The following is a 15,686-nucleotide window of genomic DNA, read 5'->3' on the forward strand; positions in this document are numbered from 1 at the left end:
AGACGCAACGGCCGGAGTAAAACCGAATATGCCTGGCGGCGATAGCGCGGCGGTCCCACCTGACCCCATGCCGAACTCAGCAGTGAAACGCCGTAGCGCCGATGGTAGTGTGGGGTCTCCCCATGTGAGAGTAGGGAACTGCCAGGCTTTAAATACAGTGGAAACCCTCAGCGAGAGCTGGGGGTTTTTGCGTATTAGGGGCTATATATCATTTTATTTGCATATATTATCTAGTTACTACCTCTATCCATGTTATCAGGGCTGCTATATACATAATATGTGGCCGACTTGAATGTGAGTACTAAAATAATAAGTTTATGCTTTCTTATGCCCATAAATAATGTATTTATGGTTGATATCATGGCTAAGACACTTGGATATTGAATCCAAATCATTTACCTGAAGCTTTGATATTTTTCTCGTCAGAAAGCTCGCTATATTTCATCAGGTTTTTATTACCATCGATCACCATTAGCTCTTTCTGTGGTTTGAAACAATTGCTTAATGGTGAACGGCAGTACTTTGGATATTTATGATAAATACCTAGCCAATCACTGATAAGGTAATAATTGTCTGAAGTTGAGAATGGGGTATTTATTACTCCAGTATGACGGTATTTTTGATCAACATTATCGTTATACCAGATAAATAAGGGAATATTGTAAGCTTCTTTTCGAGGATGACTAACTCCGTGGTGATAACGGATGTCACCGTTTTTATCTAAACGTTGTAACCCATGATCTGAAAAATAGAGAATAGACGCTTTATGGTCTTTGATTTTATTAACAATTTTCTCTATTAGTTGATCTGTATAAATTATTGAGCTGTCATAGCAATTATCATCTTCGTTCGATGAAAAAGATATCAGTTTATTTTCGGGAAATCGGTTACAGGATGGCTCATGACTGCCATAGATATGCATAATAATAAATTTCTTACCTTTCTGTTTTAGAGCATCATCTAAATAGGGTAGTAATTCTTCATCATATCCAATATATTCATTCCATTTTTGGCTTTCAGCCATATTAGCAATAACTGTGATCAAGCTATTTCTTTTACCTGATCTTCCTTGGTTACTTATCCAGGTTGTCTTAAATCCTGCATCTTTAGCTAAAGATATAATATTGTCGGCATAATGAACCTTATTTCTGAGTTGATATAGAGTAATATTAGAAAGTGAAATAGGTAAGGATAATATAGTCACTGGAGCTGGAGAAATAGCTTGATTGAATATCAACATATTTCTTTGCATCGTGTTCAATGTTGGGGTTGTGGTTTTGTTGTAACCATACAGAGACATATGATCTCTTCTTGCTGATTCTCCTATTATCAATATGTAAATATCAATATCTTTATCTTCTTTTATATAATTAAAATTCACTTTAACAGAAGAAATATTTTTAATTTGTTGATTTTCATATATTGCCTTTACCATTGCTGATGAGTTATAGAATGGTGTTCCCATTAAAAAGTGTTCTGATAGAATAATATCATCTAAATATTTTTTTCCTGAGATATAGTAGTCAATAGGCATTAACAGACAGACAAAAATAAAAGCCCATAAACTAGATTTGAGTAATCTTTTGTCTATATTTTTTGATAGCCATCTAATAGACAAAAAATATATTAACAACATGAAAATAAAGAAAAATACATAGTATTTGTTGTAAGACAACATACCTACAGCTTCATTGCTATTTGTATTAATAAAAGTATTAGCAATAGTTGAAGAAAAGTTTATATGATGTTCATTAAAGAAGAAAAAAGATGTAGATATATTAAGTGACCACAATAGAGAAATAAGTAAAACCAAAGGCTTAAGATATTTATAACAATAAAAAAATGCATTAACACTTGCTAACAAGAAACTCAGTAATATTATTTTTAATTTATACTCACCCGATAAATCACTAATGAATATTATCGGTAGTAAAGAGAGAGTCAAAATAATAATAATTGGCCATTTGTTTCGCATACAGATTAATAATTTAATTAATAAATTTAAATAAAAGAGTTAATCATTAACCTAGGATTAAAACAAGAGGTTAACTTGTGAAATAGCTCTGAATTTAGGTGGATTCTAGTGAAAATACCTCTCCCGAAGGAGAGGTTGGACATAAAAATGTAATTAGTGTGCTTTTCCTTGTGCGATACCAAGTCCTGTTTGTGATCGAATAAACTGGATTCTAAATTGTTCTCTTTCCTGTATACCTTGTTGTGAATTATCGGTGATAGAAAATAGCCATGAACCAATAAAAGCGATAATCATTGAAAATAATGCTGGATATTCATAAGGATAGATTGGTTTCTCGTGACCAAGAATGCTAACCCAGATTGTTGGGCCGAGGATCATCAAAACTACCGCTGTAATTAATCCTAGCCAACCTCCGGCTAAGGCACCACGGGTGGTGAGTTTACGCCAGTACATAGATAAAAGAATAATTGGGAAGTTACAGCTTGCAGCAATAGAAAATGCCAATCCAACCATAAAGGCTATATTCTGGTTTTCAAATAAAATACCTAATCCGATTGCGATAAACCCAAGTACCACAACTGTTATTTTTGATACTTTCAGTTCATCTCGTTCATTAGCTTTACCACGTTTAATGGCGTTTGCGTATAGGTCATGTGATACCGCTGATGCGCCAGCCAGTGTTAGCCCCGCAACAACAGCTAGAATTGTGGCAAAAGCGACAGCAGAGATGAAACCCAGGAACAAGTTGCCGCCAACTGCATTAGCAAGGTGAACGGCTGCCATGTTAGTACCACCAATGAGTGCACCGGTAGCATCTTTAAAGGAAGGGTTTGGACTAACCAGTAAAATAGCACCGAAACCGATGATAAAGGTCAGAATGTAAAAATAGCCAATAAAGCCAGTCGCATAGAAAACGCTTTTTCGTGCTTCTTTCGCATCACTTACAGTAAAGAAACGCATAATAATATGAGGTAAGCCAGCAGTACCAAACATCAATGCGAGACCGAGGGAAAGCGCGGATATTGGGTCAGATACCAATCCTCCTGGACTCATGATGGCTTCACCTCTTGAATGAACAGCAACGGCTTCTTTGAATAGGGTATTGAAATTGAAGTTTATTGCTTTCATGACCATAAGGGCCATAAAGGTGGCGCCAGCTAGCAATAGGATAGCTTTGATAATTTGTACCCAGGTCGTTGCCAGCATACCGCCAAACAGAACATAAAATACCATCAGGATACCAACCAATACGACCGCTACATGGTAATTGAGCCCAAAAAGCAATTCGATAAGTTTACCTGCCCCAACCATTTGGGCGATAAGATAGAGGGCGACAACAAACAGTGAGCCAATTGCAGATAATATACGGATCGGGCGTTGTTGTAACCGGTAGGAGGCGACATCAGCGAAAGTATAGCGTCCAAGGTTTCTTAATCTTTCGGCAATCAGAAATAGGATAATAGGCCAGCCAATCAAGAAGCCGATAGAATAAATTAGTCCATCATAACCAGACGTATAGACTAAAGCGGAAATACCGAGGAATGATGCTGCGGACATAAAATCTCCCGCAATTGCCATTCCATTTTGGAAACCAGTAATACGTCCACCCGCAGTGTAGTAATCAGCACGGGAGCGGGTTTTTTTTGAGGCCCAGTAAGTGATGTAGAGAGTAAAACCAACAAACAGGACAAACATGATAATAGCTTGAATATTGACAGGTTGCTTTTCTACGGTTCCAGAGATTGTGTTAGCCCAGGTGAGATGAGGAAATAGCACTATTGCTGATAACAGGAACTTTTTCATTTATTTACCTCACTGAGAATTTGTGAGGTAAGGTGATCAAACTCGTTATTGGCTCTGATTACATATAAGCCGGTTAAAATGAATGAAATAACAATTAAACCAACACCAACTGGTATTCCACGGGTGATATTGGAACCATTATAAAGGGGAGTACCTAGCCATTCGGGTGAAAATGCAATGAGAAAAATAAAACCGATATACAGAATTAATGTAATTATTGATAGCAGCCATGCAAAACGTCCTCGTTTTTCAACTAATTCTTTGAAACGAGGGTTATTCTCGATCCCTAGGTAAATATCGTCATTCATCGGAGTATATCCTCTTATATTTATTATATTTTGATTACAGCCGCCTTATGGCGGCATGATCTGTCACGAAATACTCATTGTTTGTTTTTCTTCCAACAATTTTTCTACTACTCCTGGATCTGCTAGTGTTGAAATATCTCCTAGATTGCTGGTATCGCCGGAAGCTATTTTGCGCAGAATACGACGCATAATTTTTCCTGAGCGAGTTTTTGGTAAGGAGTCTGTCCAGTGTAGGATGTCTGGCGTAGCAATCGGGCCGATTTCTTTACGTACCCAATTACGGACTTCTGTATAGAGTTCTGGAGAGGGTTCTTCACCATGATTCAAGGTGACATAGGCATAAATTGCTTGCCCTTTAATGTTATGCGGGGTACCTACGACAGCCGCTTCTGCAATTTTAGGATGGGAGACCAAAGCAGATTCAATTTCAGCAGTACCTAGACGGTGGCCTGAAATATTCAGCACATCATCAACACGGCCAGTTATCCAATAGTAGCCATCTTCGTCACGGCGTGCGCCATCACCACTAAAATACATTCCCTTAAAGGTAGAGAAATAGGTTTGTTCAAAACGGTCATGATCGCCAAATAGTGAGCGTGCTTGTCCTGGCCAGGAATCGGTAATAACTAAGTTTCCTTCGCAAACACCTTCTAGTAGTTCACCAAGATTATCAACCAACGCGGGCTGAACACCGAAGAAAGGTAGCGTTGCGGAACCCGCTTTCAGTTCGGTTGCGCCTGGCAGAGGTGTGATCATGAAACCACCAGTTTCTGTTTGCCACCAAGTATCGACAATTGGGCATTTGCTGTTACCAATTTTCTGATAATACCATTCCCAAGCTTCCGGGTTAATCGGCTCGCCGACTGATCCCATAATACGCAGAGAAGTCCGTTTCGTTCCTTCAATAGCTTTGTCGCCTTCAGCCATCAGGGCTCGGATCGCTGTTGGTGCTGTATACAGGATATTTACCTGATGTTTATCAATAACCTGACTTAGACGGTTAACCGCAGGATAATTTGGCACGCCTTCAAACATTAGAGTAATAGCGCCGCAGGAAAGGGGACCGTAGAGCAGATAACTATGCCCGGTAACCCAGCCTACATCTGCTGTACACCAATAGATTTCTCCCGGCTGATAGTCGAATACATATTTAAATGTTAGAGATGCATATACAAGGTAACCTCCGGTGGTGTGCAGTACACCTTTAGGTTTACCGGTAGATCCGGAAGTATAGAGAATAAACAGCGGGTCTTCTGCATTCATCTCTTCAACTGGGCAGTCAGCACTAACGTTTGCTATCAATTCATGCCACCAAAGGTCACGGCCAGATTGCCAGTGACTAATATTTCCAGTACGTTTAAAAACGATTACATTAGACACACTGACAACGGCTGCATTACTTAATGCGTCATCGACATTCTTTTTCAGGGGAATAGTGCGTCCGGCTCTCAATCCTTCATCGGCAGTAATGACAAGTTTAGTATTCGAATCGATGATGCGCCCGGATACGGCGTCAGGAGAAAAACCCGCGAAAATAACAGAGTGGATAGCACCAATGCGGGCACATGCTAACATGGCAACTGCTGCTTCTGGCACCATCGGCATGTAAATAGCAACAACATCGCCTTTTTTAATACCAAGATTTTTTAATACATTGGCAAACTGGCATACATTATGGTGTAGTTCACGATAGGTTATTGCTTTGGATTCTGTTGGATCATCACCTTCCCAGATAATAGCGGTTTGATCACCACGTTCTTTTAAATGACGATCAAGACAATTTGCGCTTAAATTTAGTGTTCCATCTTCAAACCAGCGGATACTGATATGTCCGGGATCAAAAGAGGTATTCTTTACCTTGGTGTAAGGTTGAATCCAATCAACAATTTTGCCTTTCTCACCCCAGAATCTTTCCGGATCTTGCAACGATAATTGGTAGTTTTGTTGGTATTGTTGTTTATTTATCAGGGCATGTTCTGCAATGGCGGCAGGAATAGGGTGCTTCATTATTTTGGTCATATAATATTCTCCTTGCGAATGTTAATATTATGTCAAATCAAAGTTAACTAAAGTGTAAAGAGAATTTTTGTTTTTTTTTTGCGCGGAAGATCACGTAATAAAAAGAAAATTTTTCACGTAATTGTCATTTAGTGTGGCGGGTTTCTTTAGGTTTAATTGCTAATCAAAAATAGTAATTCAAAATCCTAATCTAATAATAATGTTAAATATAGATAAATTGACTGATAAGTCACTGAAACACAGTTGTATAATAAAACCATGATAAGAATATGGTATTGATAAACATTTCCAATAATATTTAATTAACTATAATGATCACGTTGTTCACAAGGTGTGGACTTTGAACCATTCTTATATGACTGGAGTACATGATATGAGCTACTCATTACCTTCTCTTCCTTATTCTTATGAAGCTCTGGAACCTCATTTTGATAAGCAGACGATGGAAATCCACCATACCAAGCATCATCAGACTTACGTCAATAATACCAATAGCGCCTTGGAAGCTTTCCCTGAGCTGGCGGGGCTGGATATTGATGATCTGATTCAGCAATTAGATAAGATACCTGCTGATAAACGTACTTTTGTACGTAACAATGCTGGTGGACACGCTAACCATAGCTTGTTTTGGAAAGGTCTGAAATTAGGTACGACTCTGCAAGGTCCATTAAAAGAAGCGATTGAACGTGATTTCGGTAGCATAGATTCTTTTAAAGAGAAATTTGAGCAGGCGGCGGCTACCCGTTTTGGCTCTGGCTGGGCGTGGCTAGTACTGAAAGATGATGGCAAACTGGCGGTTGTATCGACTGCTAACCAGGATAGCCCACTAATGGGGGAAGCTATTTCTGGTGCATCCGGTTATCCAATTATTGGTCTGGATGTTTGGGAACATGCTTATTATTTACAGTACCAAAACCGTCGTCCTGACTATATTAAAGCATTCTGGAGCGTTGTTAACTGGGATGAAGCAGCAAGACGTTACCAGGAAAAAGTGAAATAACTTACGGAATAATTTCTCTTTTCTGCTATGCCGGCTGATATGACTGCCGGCATTTTTATTGGTTGAATGTTGGTTTATGATGGTGATGTCAGACTGATTTCAATAAGGAAAGTGAATTATGTATTGTCCGCAGGTATATACAGGTAAAATTGAAATATCAGGAAAACTTTCTGCCAGCGCAATTAACAAACGGATGGTTGATGGTAGCCTGCGTCTGACTTCTTTAGGATTAGAAGGTGATGAGCAGGCCGAAACCCGTTTCCACGGCGGCCCTGATCGTGCACTTTGTCATTATCCTCGTGAACACTATGATTTCTGGAAACATCAATTTCCTGATCAAGAAGATTTTTTTATTGCTCCAGCATTTGGTGAAAATATTTCCACAACTGGGTTGACTGAAGAAAATGTTTGTATTGGTGACATTTTCAGTTGGGGAGGGGCAATAATTCAAGTAACTCAACCTCGTTCGCCTTGTTACAAACTTAATTCTCATTCTGGTATCAGCAATTTTTCTGCCATTATGCAGGAGAGTGGGCGCTGTGGCTGGCTTTATAGAATTATTGCTGCGGGAAATGTCAGCCCAGATGAACCTCTTGTTCTTATTTCCCGTAATAGTGATGTTTTCGTTAAGGAAGCGATAGCGATTGCGTTTAATATGCCATTTGATGAAGAGCAATATCGTCGGTTGATGAGTGCCGCTGGGTTATCTGCTAGTTGGAGCTTGACTATGCAAAAGCGGGTGATGTTTGGAAAGATTGAGGATTTTAACCGTAGGTTGTTCGGAAAATGATAAACTGTGCACGTTCACCACGTGCACATTTTAGATTGCTGACTTTTAGCGTCTTGACTATTTATCACTGCTAAGTTTTCGTCAATGATAAAACGAAAAGGTTTTTACTGGCAGTTTGCATGGACATTAAGCGTCTTTTCATCGCATTTTGTTACTATTAGATGGATTTTAATTTAGAATTACCTCCATTCCCCAAACGGTCCCTAAGTCATGTGAGTAAATTTCGGCGATTCCGCCAATAATACCCGGTTATCCAGAACAATCCTTGTTAAGATAGAAACCACAATGTCCGATATCAATAACCTGCTGCGGGATCCGCAGTTTTTTTCCATGCTGCATAAACAGATGTTGCAGTTTGCCAGCTTGCAGTTGAATGATTTTCATCAAGCGGAAGATGTTGTCCAAGAGGCGCTGGAAGGGGCGATGAAGAATGCCGCTTCTTTTGCCGGACGAGCCGCCTGGAAGAGCTGGGTGTTTACGATCCTGCGCAACAAAATCTCGGATGCCTTGCGTATGCGTTATCGGCATAGTAGCGTGCAATTGACTGATGATGCTGATGAGCAAAATTTTGAAGCGTTGTTTGATGAATCTGGTCATTGGCCGCGAAACGAGCATCCTCAGCGCTGGCATTTACCGGATGAGGCGGCCGAGCAGGAGCAATTCTGGACGGTTTTCGAGCTTTGTCTGACACAGTTGCCAACGCAAAACGCGCGGGCATTTATGATGCGTGAATTTGTTGGCCTTGAGACTCAGGAGATCTGTCGGGAGATGGCGCTCTCTGTCAGCAACCTGAATGTGATGCTCTGGCGTGCGCGTATGCGTTTACGCGAATGTTTGTCACAACGCTGGTTTTCCCAGGAGGGTAAATATGCTTAGTTGTTACCAAGCTACGCGCCTGATGTCTCAGGCGCTGGATGAAAAAATCGTGCTTTCTCAACATGTTCAGCTAATGCTGCATTTGCGAATATGCAACGGGTGCCGGAATTTCAGACAACAGCTTGCCGACCTGCGCACTATCACTTCTGCATTCGCTCGTGGCGAAAACGAGAATCAAAATAAAGTAACGTAGGGAAGGGGAATCAGGTACGATGGCGGTAAATCAGGCGATCAAATGAAAACCTCCCACCGCCATACGTCACCAGATACAACTGAGCCGTCAGCCAGGTAGCGTGGACAGGCCAGGCATCTGGATAAACAAATATCTGAATCACCAGCGTCATCACCATTAATGCTAGTGCGGAGAAGCGTGTCGCAAATCCGACGATCAGCAGCAGCGGAAACAAGTGTTCTGCGGTCGCGGCCATGACGGCAGCAACATCGGGTGACAGCAGAGGAAGCTTGTACTCGCTGGTAAAGAGCGACACGGAACTGTCGGTAACGCGCGGAATCCCTAGTTGCCAGGGTGTGCTTGTCTCCAGAATATCTATGTTTAATCCCACTACTTTGCTTTGGCCCGACAGCCAGAATGTTGCGGCGAGACTAATGCGCGCCAGAAGGGGGATAACACTTTCCTGTGCAATGCGTTGCCCCTTTAACACTAATATTTTGAGTAATGCCATCTTAACGCTCCGTGTTGCTATATAGAGAAAGAATCAGCTCGTAGTGCTGCATGCGTTGTAAAACCGGTTGAGGCTCAAAAGTCGCATCCTCCCTAGCGGCGATGTCTAGGGCTTCGGTAAGACACCGACCGGACTGGAGCATGGCGACAAATTGCATTTCCGCACGGCTGAGTAACATTATTCGCACGTCGTCGTCAACGCGGCACAGCAGCATATGTTCGGGCTGGAATGGGTCCAGCGCTATCTCATTTTCACTTTGTTGGTGTGAGGCCCATAAGCTGAAGACGGCATAATCTGAACTAAAGAGCCGTACTGAGGGATGGAGCGCCATCAGCAACTGTGCGGGATCGTCACCGAGGGCCGCTTCTGCCGTTTGTTCGGTAGGGTCCGCAGCGTGCAGCGATTCAATAAACAACATTTCCAGCCGGGTGAGATCGCTCAGCCAGGGCCAGTCTGCCAACGGCTGAAACGTCGCAATCCAGTCCGGCAATTGCGCGCCATAGCCCGCCAAAATAGGAGAAGAAGGCGGCTGTTGACGTATAAACTCCGCCGCCATCGCACGGAAAAAGCACTCTCCGAGCTGGGCGAGAAGGACGGGGCAGTTTTCGGCCAGTGCGTCGATCAGCGATGTTATGACATTATTACGATAAATCGCAAAACGTACCGCCGGATCGCTACCGTTCCAGGCTGTCAGCCCCTTAGGTACTGTGAGGTTGGGGTCAAGAAGTGCTTGATACAGTTGTTGTTGCATTTTTCGTGCTCTTTGTAATGTAACGCTGGGCATGGCTGGCTTCGTTCAGCAGCACGTCTAATGGTGGAATATTGCTGTCCCATTCGAGCAGGGTGGCGATCGGCCCCGTTTCACTCAGGGTTTTGTTATAGAGATCCCAGACAGGTTCGGTCACATGACTGTCGTGTGAATCAATCAACAGCAAGTCGTTTGCCCCATCGCGGCTTTCCGTATAGCCCGCCAGATGAATTTCACCGACGCGGTGAAGTGGCAGCTCGAATAGCATCTGCCGCGGGCAGCGATTATGGTTGACGCCACTGATATAGAGATTGTTCACGTCCAGCAGTAGTCTGCATCCGGTGCGGCGTATCACCTCGGAGATAAAGTTGGTCTCGCTCATGGTTGAGGCGCTGAACTCGATGTAGGTGGACGGGTTTTCCAGCAGAATGGGGCGACGCAGCGCATTCTGTACCTGATCGATGTGTTCGCAGACCCGCGTCAGCGTGACGTCAGTATAAGGCAGCGGCAACAGATCATTGAGAAATAGATCGTTGTGCGTCGACCAAGCAAGGTGTTCAGAAAAAATGGCCGGCTGGTAGCGTTCAACCAGCGCAGCAACACGTTGTAAATGGGACTGATTCAGAGGATTTTCTCCTCCGATGGACAGGCCCACTCCATGAATAGAAAGCGGATAATCTTGGCGAATGGCGGTCAGTGCCTGATGAAACGGACCACCCGCAACCAGATAATTTTCCGCGTGAATTTCAAAAAAACCAATGTCGGGTTTATCGCGCAGAATAGCGCGAAAATGCTCTGGCTTTAATCCGATACCTGCTCTAGCCGGAAGCCTATTTAGCATGAGGCGGTCAGGAGCATCACGAGAGACGCTGTGTGAGGGTAAAGAAATTGTCATCATATGAGCTCCTGCCTGATGCCGAAATTACACTTCTTTGAATGCGTCCAGTTGACCAAAACCGGTTGGGGAGGTCGGAGACTTCATTTTTACGCAGGAACCCGCCGGTACCATTTTCCAGGCATTACCCTGATAATCCTTTTTTGAGGTACCAGCACAGGTGGTGCCTGCACCTGCTTTACAGTCATTTTTCCCTTTCAGAGAAACGCCATAGCATTTCTCCATTTTGTTGCCGGCATCCGCCATTGCTGAAGTGCTTCCCGCAATAAATACGCTGCCTAAAGCCAGGGCCAGTAATGCTTTTGTCGTTTGCTTCGTCATAGAACGTTCCTTTTATCTGTGTGTAGAAGGTAAATTACTGCTTTGCTGAAACAAGCATTTGCTTCACTCAATTAGTCGCACCACGCATCAATTTCTTACAGTGAATATTGAGAAAAAAATAATTTTTTTATAGTTAACTGATTTTTAATGACTTATTTTTGTGACTCAGATATTGGTCTGTACAAGAAACAGGTTTGTTTTAGGGTGTTTTCCGTATGTTCATCGTAGTAGGCGTGAAAGTGGGGTAGGTTGTGGTCGTCATAGTATATCCGTATCAGGATGCCAGAAAACTTCCGATTAAACCTAATAAAAAGCAGGTGTTAAAAGTGGTAGAAAAACGGTTAAAACCTTATACCGATTAAAACTAGAAGGTAAAACAACGGCCTTTAATAATGATTTAAAATCCGCCCATCATAAAATTATCAATGGAAAATGAGAAGCAAAAATTGGTTTAATGGTTATATCCCCCGAAAAAAGTAAATAAGAATATGAATAGGTTAATCAGGTAATATATTTTCCAAAATGAACCGCTTTAATAATATCTTCAACCACAGAATAAACTTTTTAATCAACTAGTTAAATAATCGAATATGAAAAATCGGAATACATTAAATATACCTAATAGATTTCGAGTTGCATCGCGACGGCAAGGGAGCGAATCCCCGGGAGCATAGATAACTATGTGACTGGGGTGAGTGAGTGCAGCCAACAAAGAGGCAGCTTGAAAGATAACGGGTATAGGTCAGTTTAAGCTTGTTTTACACTGTATTAATCTGTCCAATCGTATTGCTTTTCTGTCTGGTTAAACTATCAGACTTTTTACCATCAATGATGTAAAAATACGTCTCGTTTTTTAAATGGGGTTTTTTTGTAGCCTGAAATGTGCACGTAGTGAACGTGCACATTTTATCGATTTAAGGGTGAGCAATAAAGCCAACAGCTTCATACACTTTATCTAGCGTAATCTGAGCGCGGGCTTTTGCCTTAGCTGCACCTTCCGCCATGATTTTATTCAGCAGGACTTCATCGTTACGGAAATGATGGAAACGCTCTTGTAACTCAGTCATCATACCGGAAACTGCATCAGCAACAGCACTTTTTAGATGTCCATACATTTGGCCTTCAAATTCTGCTTCCAGTTCAGGAACGGTTTTGCCAGTAACACCCGCGAGGATATCTAATAAGTTGGAAACCCCCGGTTTTTGTTCCAGATCGTAGCGAACACGGGGCGGTTCTTCTGAATCTGTGACTGCGCGTTTTATCTTTTTAGCGGCTGATTTTGGATCTTCCAACAAAGCGATAACGTTGTTGCGGTTATCATCTGACTTGGACATTTTCTTTTCTGGGTCTTGAAGGGCCATAACACGAGCGCCGCCCGTTGGGATAAACGGTTCTGGTACAGCGAAGATATTGCCATAAATGGCATTAAATCGTTGAGCAATATCACGGCTCAGTTCAAGATGTTGTTTCTGATCGATCCCCACAGGAACTTGGTTTGTTTGGTATACCAAAATATCAGCAGCCATCAGCACTGGATAATCAAACAAGCCTGCATTGATGTTTTCGGCATGACGAGCTGATTTGTCTTTAAACTGAGTCATGCGGCTGAGTTCACCGAAATAGGTATAGCAATTTAGAACCCAGCTTAACTGAGCGTGTTGTGGGACATGAGATTGGACAAAAATAGTACTTTTTTCTGGGTCGATGCCACAAGCTAGGTAGAGCGCTAGTGTATCCAGAGTACGTTTTCGTAGTTCTTTTGGGTCCTGACGGACTGTGATTGCATGTTGGTCAACAATGCAATAGATGCAGTCATAATCATCCTGCATTTTAACCCACTGACGTAACGCCCCCATGTAGTTACCGATGGTTAATTCACCGGAAGGTTGTGCGCCGCTGAATACAATAGGTTTTTGGGAGTTTAGTGTTTCAGATACAGTGGGTTCATTCATTTTATTATGCTTCCTGAAGTTTTAAAGATGGGAGTCCAATTGTGGATAGCAGATCCGAAAAATTCGTTAATATGCAATCTGGATTGCTTAATGCAATAGATTCACCGTAGTTATATCCATAAGTTAAACCAACACAGGGGCAACCAGCCGCTTGTGCTGCTAAAATATCATTACGGGAATCACCGACAAAGAGCAGCTCTTCCTTACGCAGTCCGAATGTGCCCATTGTTAAATAAATAGGTGCCGGATGTGGCTTTTTCTCTTTAACATCATCACCACCTAACACTAATGAGAAATATTCACTGATGCCTAAAGAAGCCAGCAGAGGAGCAATGAAAGGTGTTGGCTTATTGGTGATGATACCCATTGGCAAGTTGTGTTTTGCCAGTTCAGCCAATGTAACTTTGACTTCTGGAAATAGTTGACTGCCTGTTGTTACAGTTGTTTCATAAAATCGGTCAAACAGCTCACGGGTTTCTTTATGCAGTTGCGCGGTCAATTTGACTCTGGCCCATGTCAACGCACGTTCGACCATAATGTCTGCGCCATTACCTACCCAGGCAGCAACCCGCTCTTTTCCCGCAGCAGGGAGACCTTTGGCTAACAACGCTTGATCCAGTGCATCAGCCAAACCACCGGCGCTGTCTACTAGTGTGCCGTCCAGATCAAAAGCGATAGCACGAATACCTTTTAATACCTTACTTACCATGAGATACCTTTGACAATTCACTACGCATATTATCAATAACAGTTTTGTAATCTGGTTGGCTGAAAATGGCTGAACCAGCAACAAACATATCTGCCCCCGCGGTTGCAGCCGCGGCAATATTGCTAGCTTTAATACCACCGTCTACCTCAAGACGGATATCATAACCGCTTTCATCAATGATTTTACGAACCTGACTCAGTTTCTCTAGTGTTCCAGGGATGAAAGATTGACCACCGAAACCAGGATTTACCGACATCAATAGAATGATATCCAATTTATCCAGAACATAATCAAGATAACTCAATGGAGTTGCAGGATTGAATACCAAGCCAGCTTTACAACCATGCTCTTTAATGAGTTGTAAACTGCGATCAATATGCTCACTGGTTTCTGGGTGGAAGGTAATGTAAGTCGCTCCTGCTTTGGCAAAATCAGGGATAATGCGGTCAACCGGTTTTACCATTAAATGGACATCGATTGGCGCAGTGATGCCATAATCCCGCAGAGCTTGGCAGACCATCGGACCGATAGTCAGGTTAGGGACGTAATGGTTGTCCATAACATCAAAATGAACAACATCAGCCCCTGCTGCCAACACCTTAGCGGTATCTTCACCCAGCCGCGCAAAATTTGCAGATAAAATGGATGGGGCAATCAGAAAGTCTTTCATTATCTTCTCCAAATCGTTTCTATCATCCCTTAATTGCGAGGCAAAAGGGGAGTGGATAAATCAGCGATATAATGCCAAAAGTTCGTCTACCTTACTGCGGGCAAGGATATTCCTGCTGATAGTACGACGTGCTTTGACAATATGAAGTGAAGCCTGATAGTACCATTTTCGTGTCATTGGCGTATCGTGGTTGGATATCAAAACAGGAATTGCACGTTCTGATGATAACCTAAATGCAATATTTGCCAGATTTTCCTGATCTGCAATGTTAAAGCTATTGGTGTGATACGCCGTAAAGTTTGCTGTTGCTGACAAAGGAGCATAGGGGGGATCGCAATAGATAACCGAGCCTTGATGTGCTTTGTTCAACGTGTGTTGATAGTGCTCACAGATAAAAGTCGCATTTTTGGCTTTTTCAGCAAACCAGTGTAATTCTTCTTCAGGAAAGTAGGGCTTTTTATAACGGCCAAAAGGTACGTTAAATTTACCATGAGAATTATAACGGCAGAGGCCGTTGTAACAGTGGCGATTGAGATAAAGGAATAACACGCTGCGATAGAACGGGTCAGTGCTTTGGTTAAATTGCTCTCGTAACTGATAAAAATGTTCGGCTGTATTGTATTCTTGGGTAAACAGAGGGCGTGTGTGGACGATAAACTCATCAGCCCTGAGTTTTACTGTGTTGTACAGGTTAATCAGGTCACTGTTGATATCAGCGAGGATATAAGAGTCGTAGTCGGTGTTCAAAAAGACAGAACCTGCGCCAACAAATGGCTCTATCAGACAACTACCGGCTGGCAGATGACGTTTGATGTCATCTACCAACGGGTATTTTCCACCGGCCCATTTTAAGAAAGCGCGTTTTTTTTTCATGCTGTCAATAATTACTCAATCATTCCAGAGCCGCAGATTGTACTCTGTTTAGGACAGCATATCA

17 protein-coding genes and 1 rRNA gene are annotated in these 15,686 nt (G+C 42.3%); 5 read left to right on the forward strand and 13 right to left on the reverse strand.

Going from position 1 to position 15,686, the window contains the following annotated elements; translation table 11 throughout:
- The first annotated feature begins 31 nt into the window (after positions 1–31).
- Positions 32–147, forward strand: a 5S ribosomal RNA gene (gene rrf / locus V2H77_RS09180).
- Positions 148–391: 244 nt separating this feature from the next.
- On the opposite strand, the gene V2H77_RS09185 is transcribed toward rrf, so the two are convergent.
- The 4 genes from V2H77_RS09185 to acs form a co-directional block, all read right to left on the reverse strand.
- On the reverse strand, positions 392–1,975 hold the full coding sequence (locus V2H77_RS09185; RefSeq protein ID WP_341498555.1) for a phosphoethanolamine transferase: 1,584 nt from the start codon (positions 1,973–1,975) through the stop codon (positions 392–394).
- Positions 1,976–2,128: 153 nt separating this feature from the next.
- Complete coding sequence (gene actP, locus V2H77_RS09190; RefSeq protein WP_341498556.1) at positions 2,129–3,778, reverse strand: cation/acetate symporter ActP; 1,650 nt, start codon at positions 3,776–3,778, stop codon at positions 2,129–2,131.
- Positions 3,775–4,086, reverse strand: coding sequence for a DUF485 domain-containing protein (locus V2H77_RS09195; protein ID WP_265377822.1), 312 nt, complete (start codon positions 4,084–4,086; stop codon positions 3,775–3,777). Before V2H77_RS09195 ends, actP begins: the two co-directional genes overlap by 4 nt.
- Positions 4,087–4,149: 63 nt before the next feature.
- Positions 4,150–6,105 (reverse strand): acetate--CoA ligase, encoded by a 1,956-nt coding sequence (gene acs, locus V2H77_RS09200; RefSeq protein WP_341498557.1) that lies wholly within the window; start codon positions 6,103–6,105, stop codon positions 4,150–4,152.
- A gap of 373 nt (positions 6,106–6,478) precedes the next feature.
- Here acs and sodA point away from each other — a divergent pair, with 373 nt between their 5' ends.
- The 4 genes from sodA (at position 6,479) to V2H77_RS09220 (ending at position 8,964) form a co-directional block, all read left to right on the forward strand.
- Complete coding sequence (gene sodA / locus V2H77_RS09205; RefSeq protein ID WP_341498558.1) at positions 6,479–7,105, forward strand: superoxide dismutase [Mn]; 627 nt, start codon at positions 6,479–6,481, stop codon at positions 7,103–7,105.
- 118 nt (positions 7,106–7,223) lie between these two features.
- Positions 7,224–7,895, forward strand: a complete 672-nt coding sequence (yiiM, locus tag V2H77_RS09210) for a 6-hydroxyaminopurine reductase (RefSeq protein WP_265377819.1) — start codon at positions 7,224–7,226, stop codon at positions 7,893–7,895.
- Positions 7,896–8,180: 285 nt separating this feature from the next.
- Positions 8,181–8,771 (forward strand): RNA polymerase factor sigma-70, encoded by a 591-nt coding sequence (locus tag V2H77_RS09215; RefSeq protein WP_265377818.1) that lies wholly within the window; start codon positions 8,181–8,183, stop codon positions 8,769–8,771.
- Positions 8,764–8,964 carry an anti-sigma factor family protein gene (locus V2H77_RS09220; protein ID WP_225815772.1) on the forward strand — a complete coding sequence of 67 codons (201 nt, stop codon included), beginning with the start codon at positions 8,764–8,766 and terminating at the stop codon, positions 8,962–8,964. Before V2H77_RS09215 ends, V2H77_RS09220 begins: the two co-directional genes overlap by 8 nt.
- A gap of 10 nt (positions 8,965–8,974) precedes the next feature.
- On the opposite strand, the gene V2H77_RS09225 is transcribed toward V2H77_RS09220, so the two are convergent.
- The 9 genes from V2H77_RS09225 to dam form a co-directional block, all read right to left on the reverse strand.
- Positions 8,975–9,454, reverse strand: coding sequence for a DoxX family protein (locus tag V2H77_RS09225; RefSeq protein ID WP_341498559.1), 480 nt, complete (start codon positions 9,452–9,454; stop codon positions 8,975–8,977).
- Position 9,455: 1 nt separating this feature from the next.
- Positions 9,456–10,205 carry an HvfC/BufC N-terminal domain-containing protein gene (locus V2H77_RS09230; RefSeq protein WP_341498560.1) on the reverse strand — a complete coding sequence of 250 codons (750 nt, stop codon included), beginning with the start codon at positions 10,203–10,205 and terminating at the stop codon, positions 9,456–9,458.
- Positions 10,174–11,100, reverse strand: coding sequence for an MNIO family bufferin maturase (gene bufB / locus V2H77_RS09235; protein WP_445935472.1), 927 nt, complete (start codon positions 11,098–11,100; stop codon positions 10,174–10,176). Before bufB ends, V2H77_RS09230 begins: the two co-directional genes overlap by 32 nt.
- A 24-nt stretch (positions 11,101–11,124) precedes the next feature.
- A complete protein-coding gene (locus tag V2H77_RS09240; protein WP_341498561.1) occupies positions 11,125–11,418 on the reverse strand; it encodes a BufA1 family periplasmic bufferin-type metallophore in 294 nt (97 codons plus the stop codon).
- Between the two features lie 152 nt (positions 11,419–11,570).
- Positions 11,571–11,699 carry a DUF4160 domain-containing protein gene (locus V2H77_RS23615; protein ID WP_445935473.1) on the reverse strand — a complete coding sequence of 43 codons (129 nt, stop codon included), beginning with the start codon at positions 11,697–11,699 and terminating at the stop codon, positions 11,571–11,573.
- A gap of 633 nt (positions 11,700–12,332) precedes the next feature.
- The gene (trpS, locus tag V2H77_RS09245) at positions 12,333–13,370 is read right to left on the reverse strand and encodes a tryptophan--tRNA ligase (protein ID WP_341498562.1); all 1,038 of its coding nucleotides are present in this window, start codon (positions 13,368–13,370) and stop codon (positions 12,333–12,335) included.
- Positions 13,371–13,374: 4 nt separating this feature from the next.
- Positions 13,375–14,079, reverse strand: coding sequence for a phosphoglycolate phosphatase (locus V2H77_RS09250; protein WP_341498563.1), 705 nt, complete (start codon positions 14,077–14,079; stop codon positions 13,375–13,377).
- On the reverse strand, positions 14,069–14,749 hold the full coding sequence (gene rpe / locus V2H77_RS09255) for a ribulose-phosphate 3-epimerase (RefSeq protein ID WP_139654520.1): 681 nt from the start codon (positions 14,747–14,749) through the stop codon (positions 14,069–14,071). The genes V2H77_RS09250 and rpe overlap by 11 nt, the downstream gene beginning before the upstream one ends.
- Positions 14,750–14,809: 60 nt before the next feature.
- On the reverse strand, positions 14,810–15,622 hold the full coding sequence (gene dam, locus V2H77_RS09260; protein ID WP_341498564.1) for an adenine-specific DNA-methyltransferase: 813 nt from the start codon (positions 15,620–15,622) through the stop codon (positions 14,810–14,812).
- Positions 15,623–15,686: the final 64 nt, after the last annotated feature.

It is taken from the genome of Photorhabdus sp. P32 (genome assembly GCF_038085095.1).
Lineage (GTDB): Bacteria > Pseudomonadota > Gammaproteobacteria > Enterobacterales > Enterobacteriaceae > Photorhabdus > Photorhabdus luminescens.

What these genes read in the sequence shown, in the direction of transcription:
- V2H77_RS09185 (WP_341498555.1), bottom strand. Translation starts at nt 1,975, where the DNA reads ATGCGAAACAAATGGCCAATTATTATTATTTTGACTCTCTCTTTACTA.
- actP (WP_341498556.1), bottom strand. Translation starts at nt 3,778, where the DNA reads ATGAAAAAGTTCCTGTTATCAGCAATAGTGCTATTTCCTCATCTCACC.
- V2H77_RS09195 (WP_265377822.1), bottom strand. Translation starts at nt 4,086, where the DNA reads ATGAATGACGATATTTACCTAGGGATCGAGAATAACCCTCGTTTCAAA.
- acs (WP_341498557.1), bottom strand. Translation starts at nt 6,105, where the DNA reads ATGACCAAAATAATGAAGCACCCTATTCCTGCCGCCATTGCAGAACAT.
- sodA (WP_341498558.1), top strand. Translation starts at nt 6,479, where the DNA reads ATGAGCTACTCATTACCTTCTCTTCCTTATTCTTATGAAGCTCTGGAA.
- yiiM (WP_265377819.1), top strand. Translation starts at nt 7,224, where the DNA reads ATGTATTGTCCGCAGGTATATACAGGTAAAATTGAAATATCAGGAAAA.
- V2H77_RS09215 (WP_265377818.1), top strand. Translation starts at nt 8,181, where the DNA reads ATGTCCGATATCAATAACCTGCTGCGGGATCCGCAGTTTTTTTCCATG.
- V2H77_RS09220 (WP_225815772.1), top strand. Translation starts at nt 8,764, where the DNA reads ATGCTTAGTTGTTACCAAGCTACGCGCCTGATGTCTCAGGCGCTGGAT.
- V2H77_RS09225 (WP_341498559.1), bottom strand. Translation starts at nt 9,454, where the DNA reads ATGGCATTACTCAAAATATTAGTGTTAAAGGGGCAACGCATTGCACAG.
- V2H77_RS09230 (WP_341498560.1), bottom strand. Translation starts at nt 10,205, where the DNA reads ATGCAACAACAACTGTATCAAGCACTTCTTGACCCCAACCTCACAGTA.
- bufB (WP_445935472.1), bottom strand. Translation starts at nt 11,100, where the DNA reads ATGATGACAATTTCTTTACCCTCACACAGCGTCTCTCGTGATGCTCCT.
- V2H77_RS09240 (WP_341498561.1), bottom strand. Translation starts at nt 11,418, where the DNA reads ATGACGAAGCAAACGACAAAAGCATTACTGGCCCTGGCTTTAGGCAGC.
- trpS (WP_341498562.1), bottom strand. Translation starts at nt 13,370, where the DNA reads ATGAATGAACCCACTGTATCTGAAACACTAAACTCCCAAAAACCTATT.
- V2H77_RS09250 (WP_341498563.1), bottom strand. Translation starts at nt 14,079, where the DNA reads ATGGTAAGTAAGGTATTAAAAGGTATTCGTGCTATCGCTTTTGATCTG.
- rpe (WP_139654520.1), bottom strand. Translation starts at nt 14,749, where the DNA reads ATGAAAGACTTTCTGATTGCCCCATCCATTTTATCTGCAAATTTTGCG.
- dam (WP_341498564.1), bottom strand. Translation starts at nt 15,622, where the DNA reads ATGAAAAAAAAACGCGCTTTCTTAAAATGGGCCGGTGGAAAATACCCG.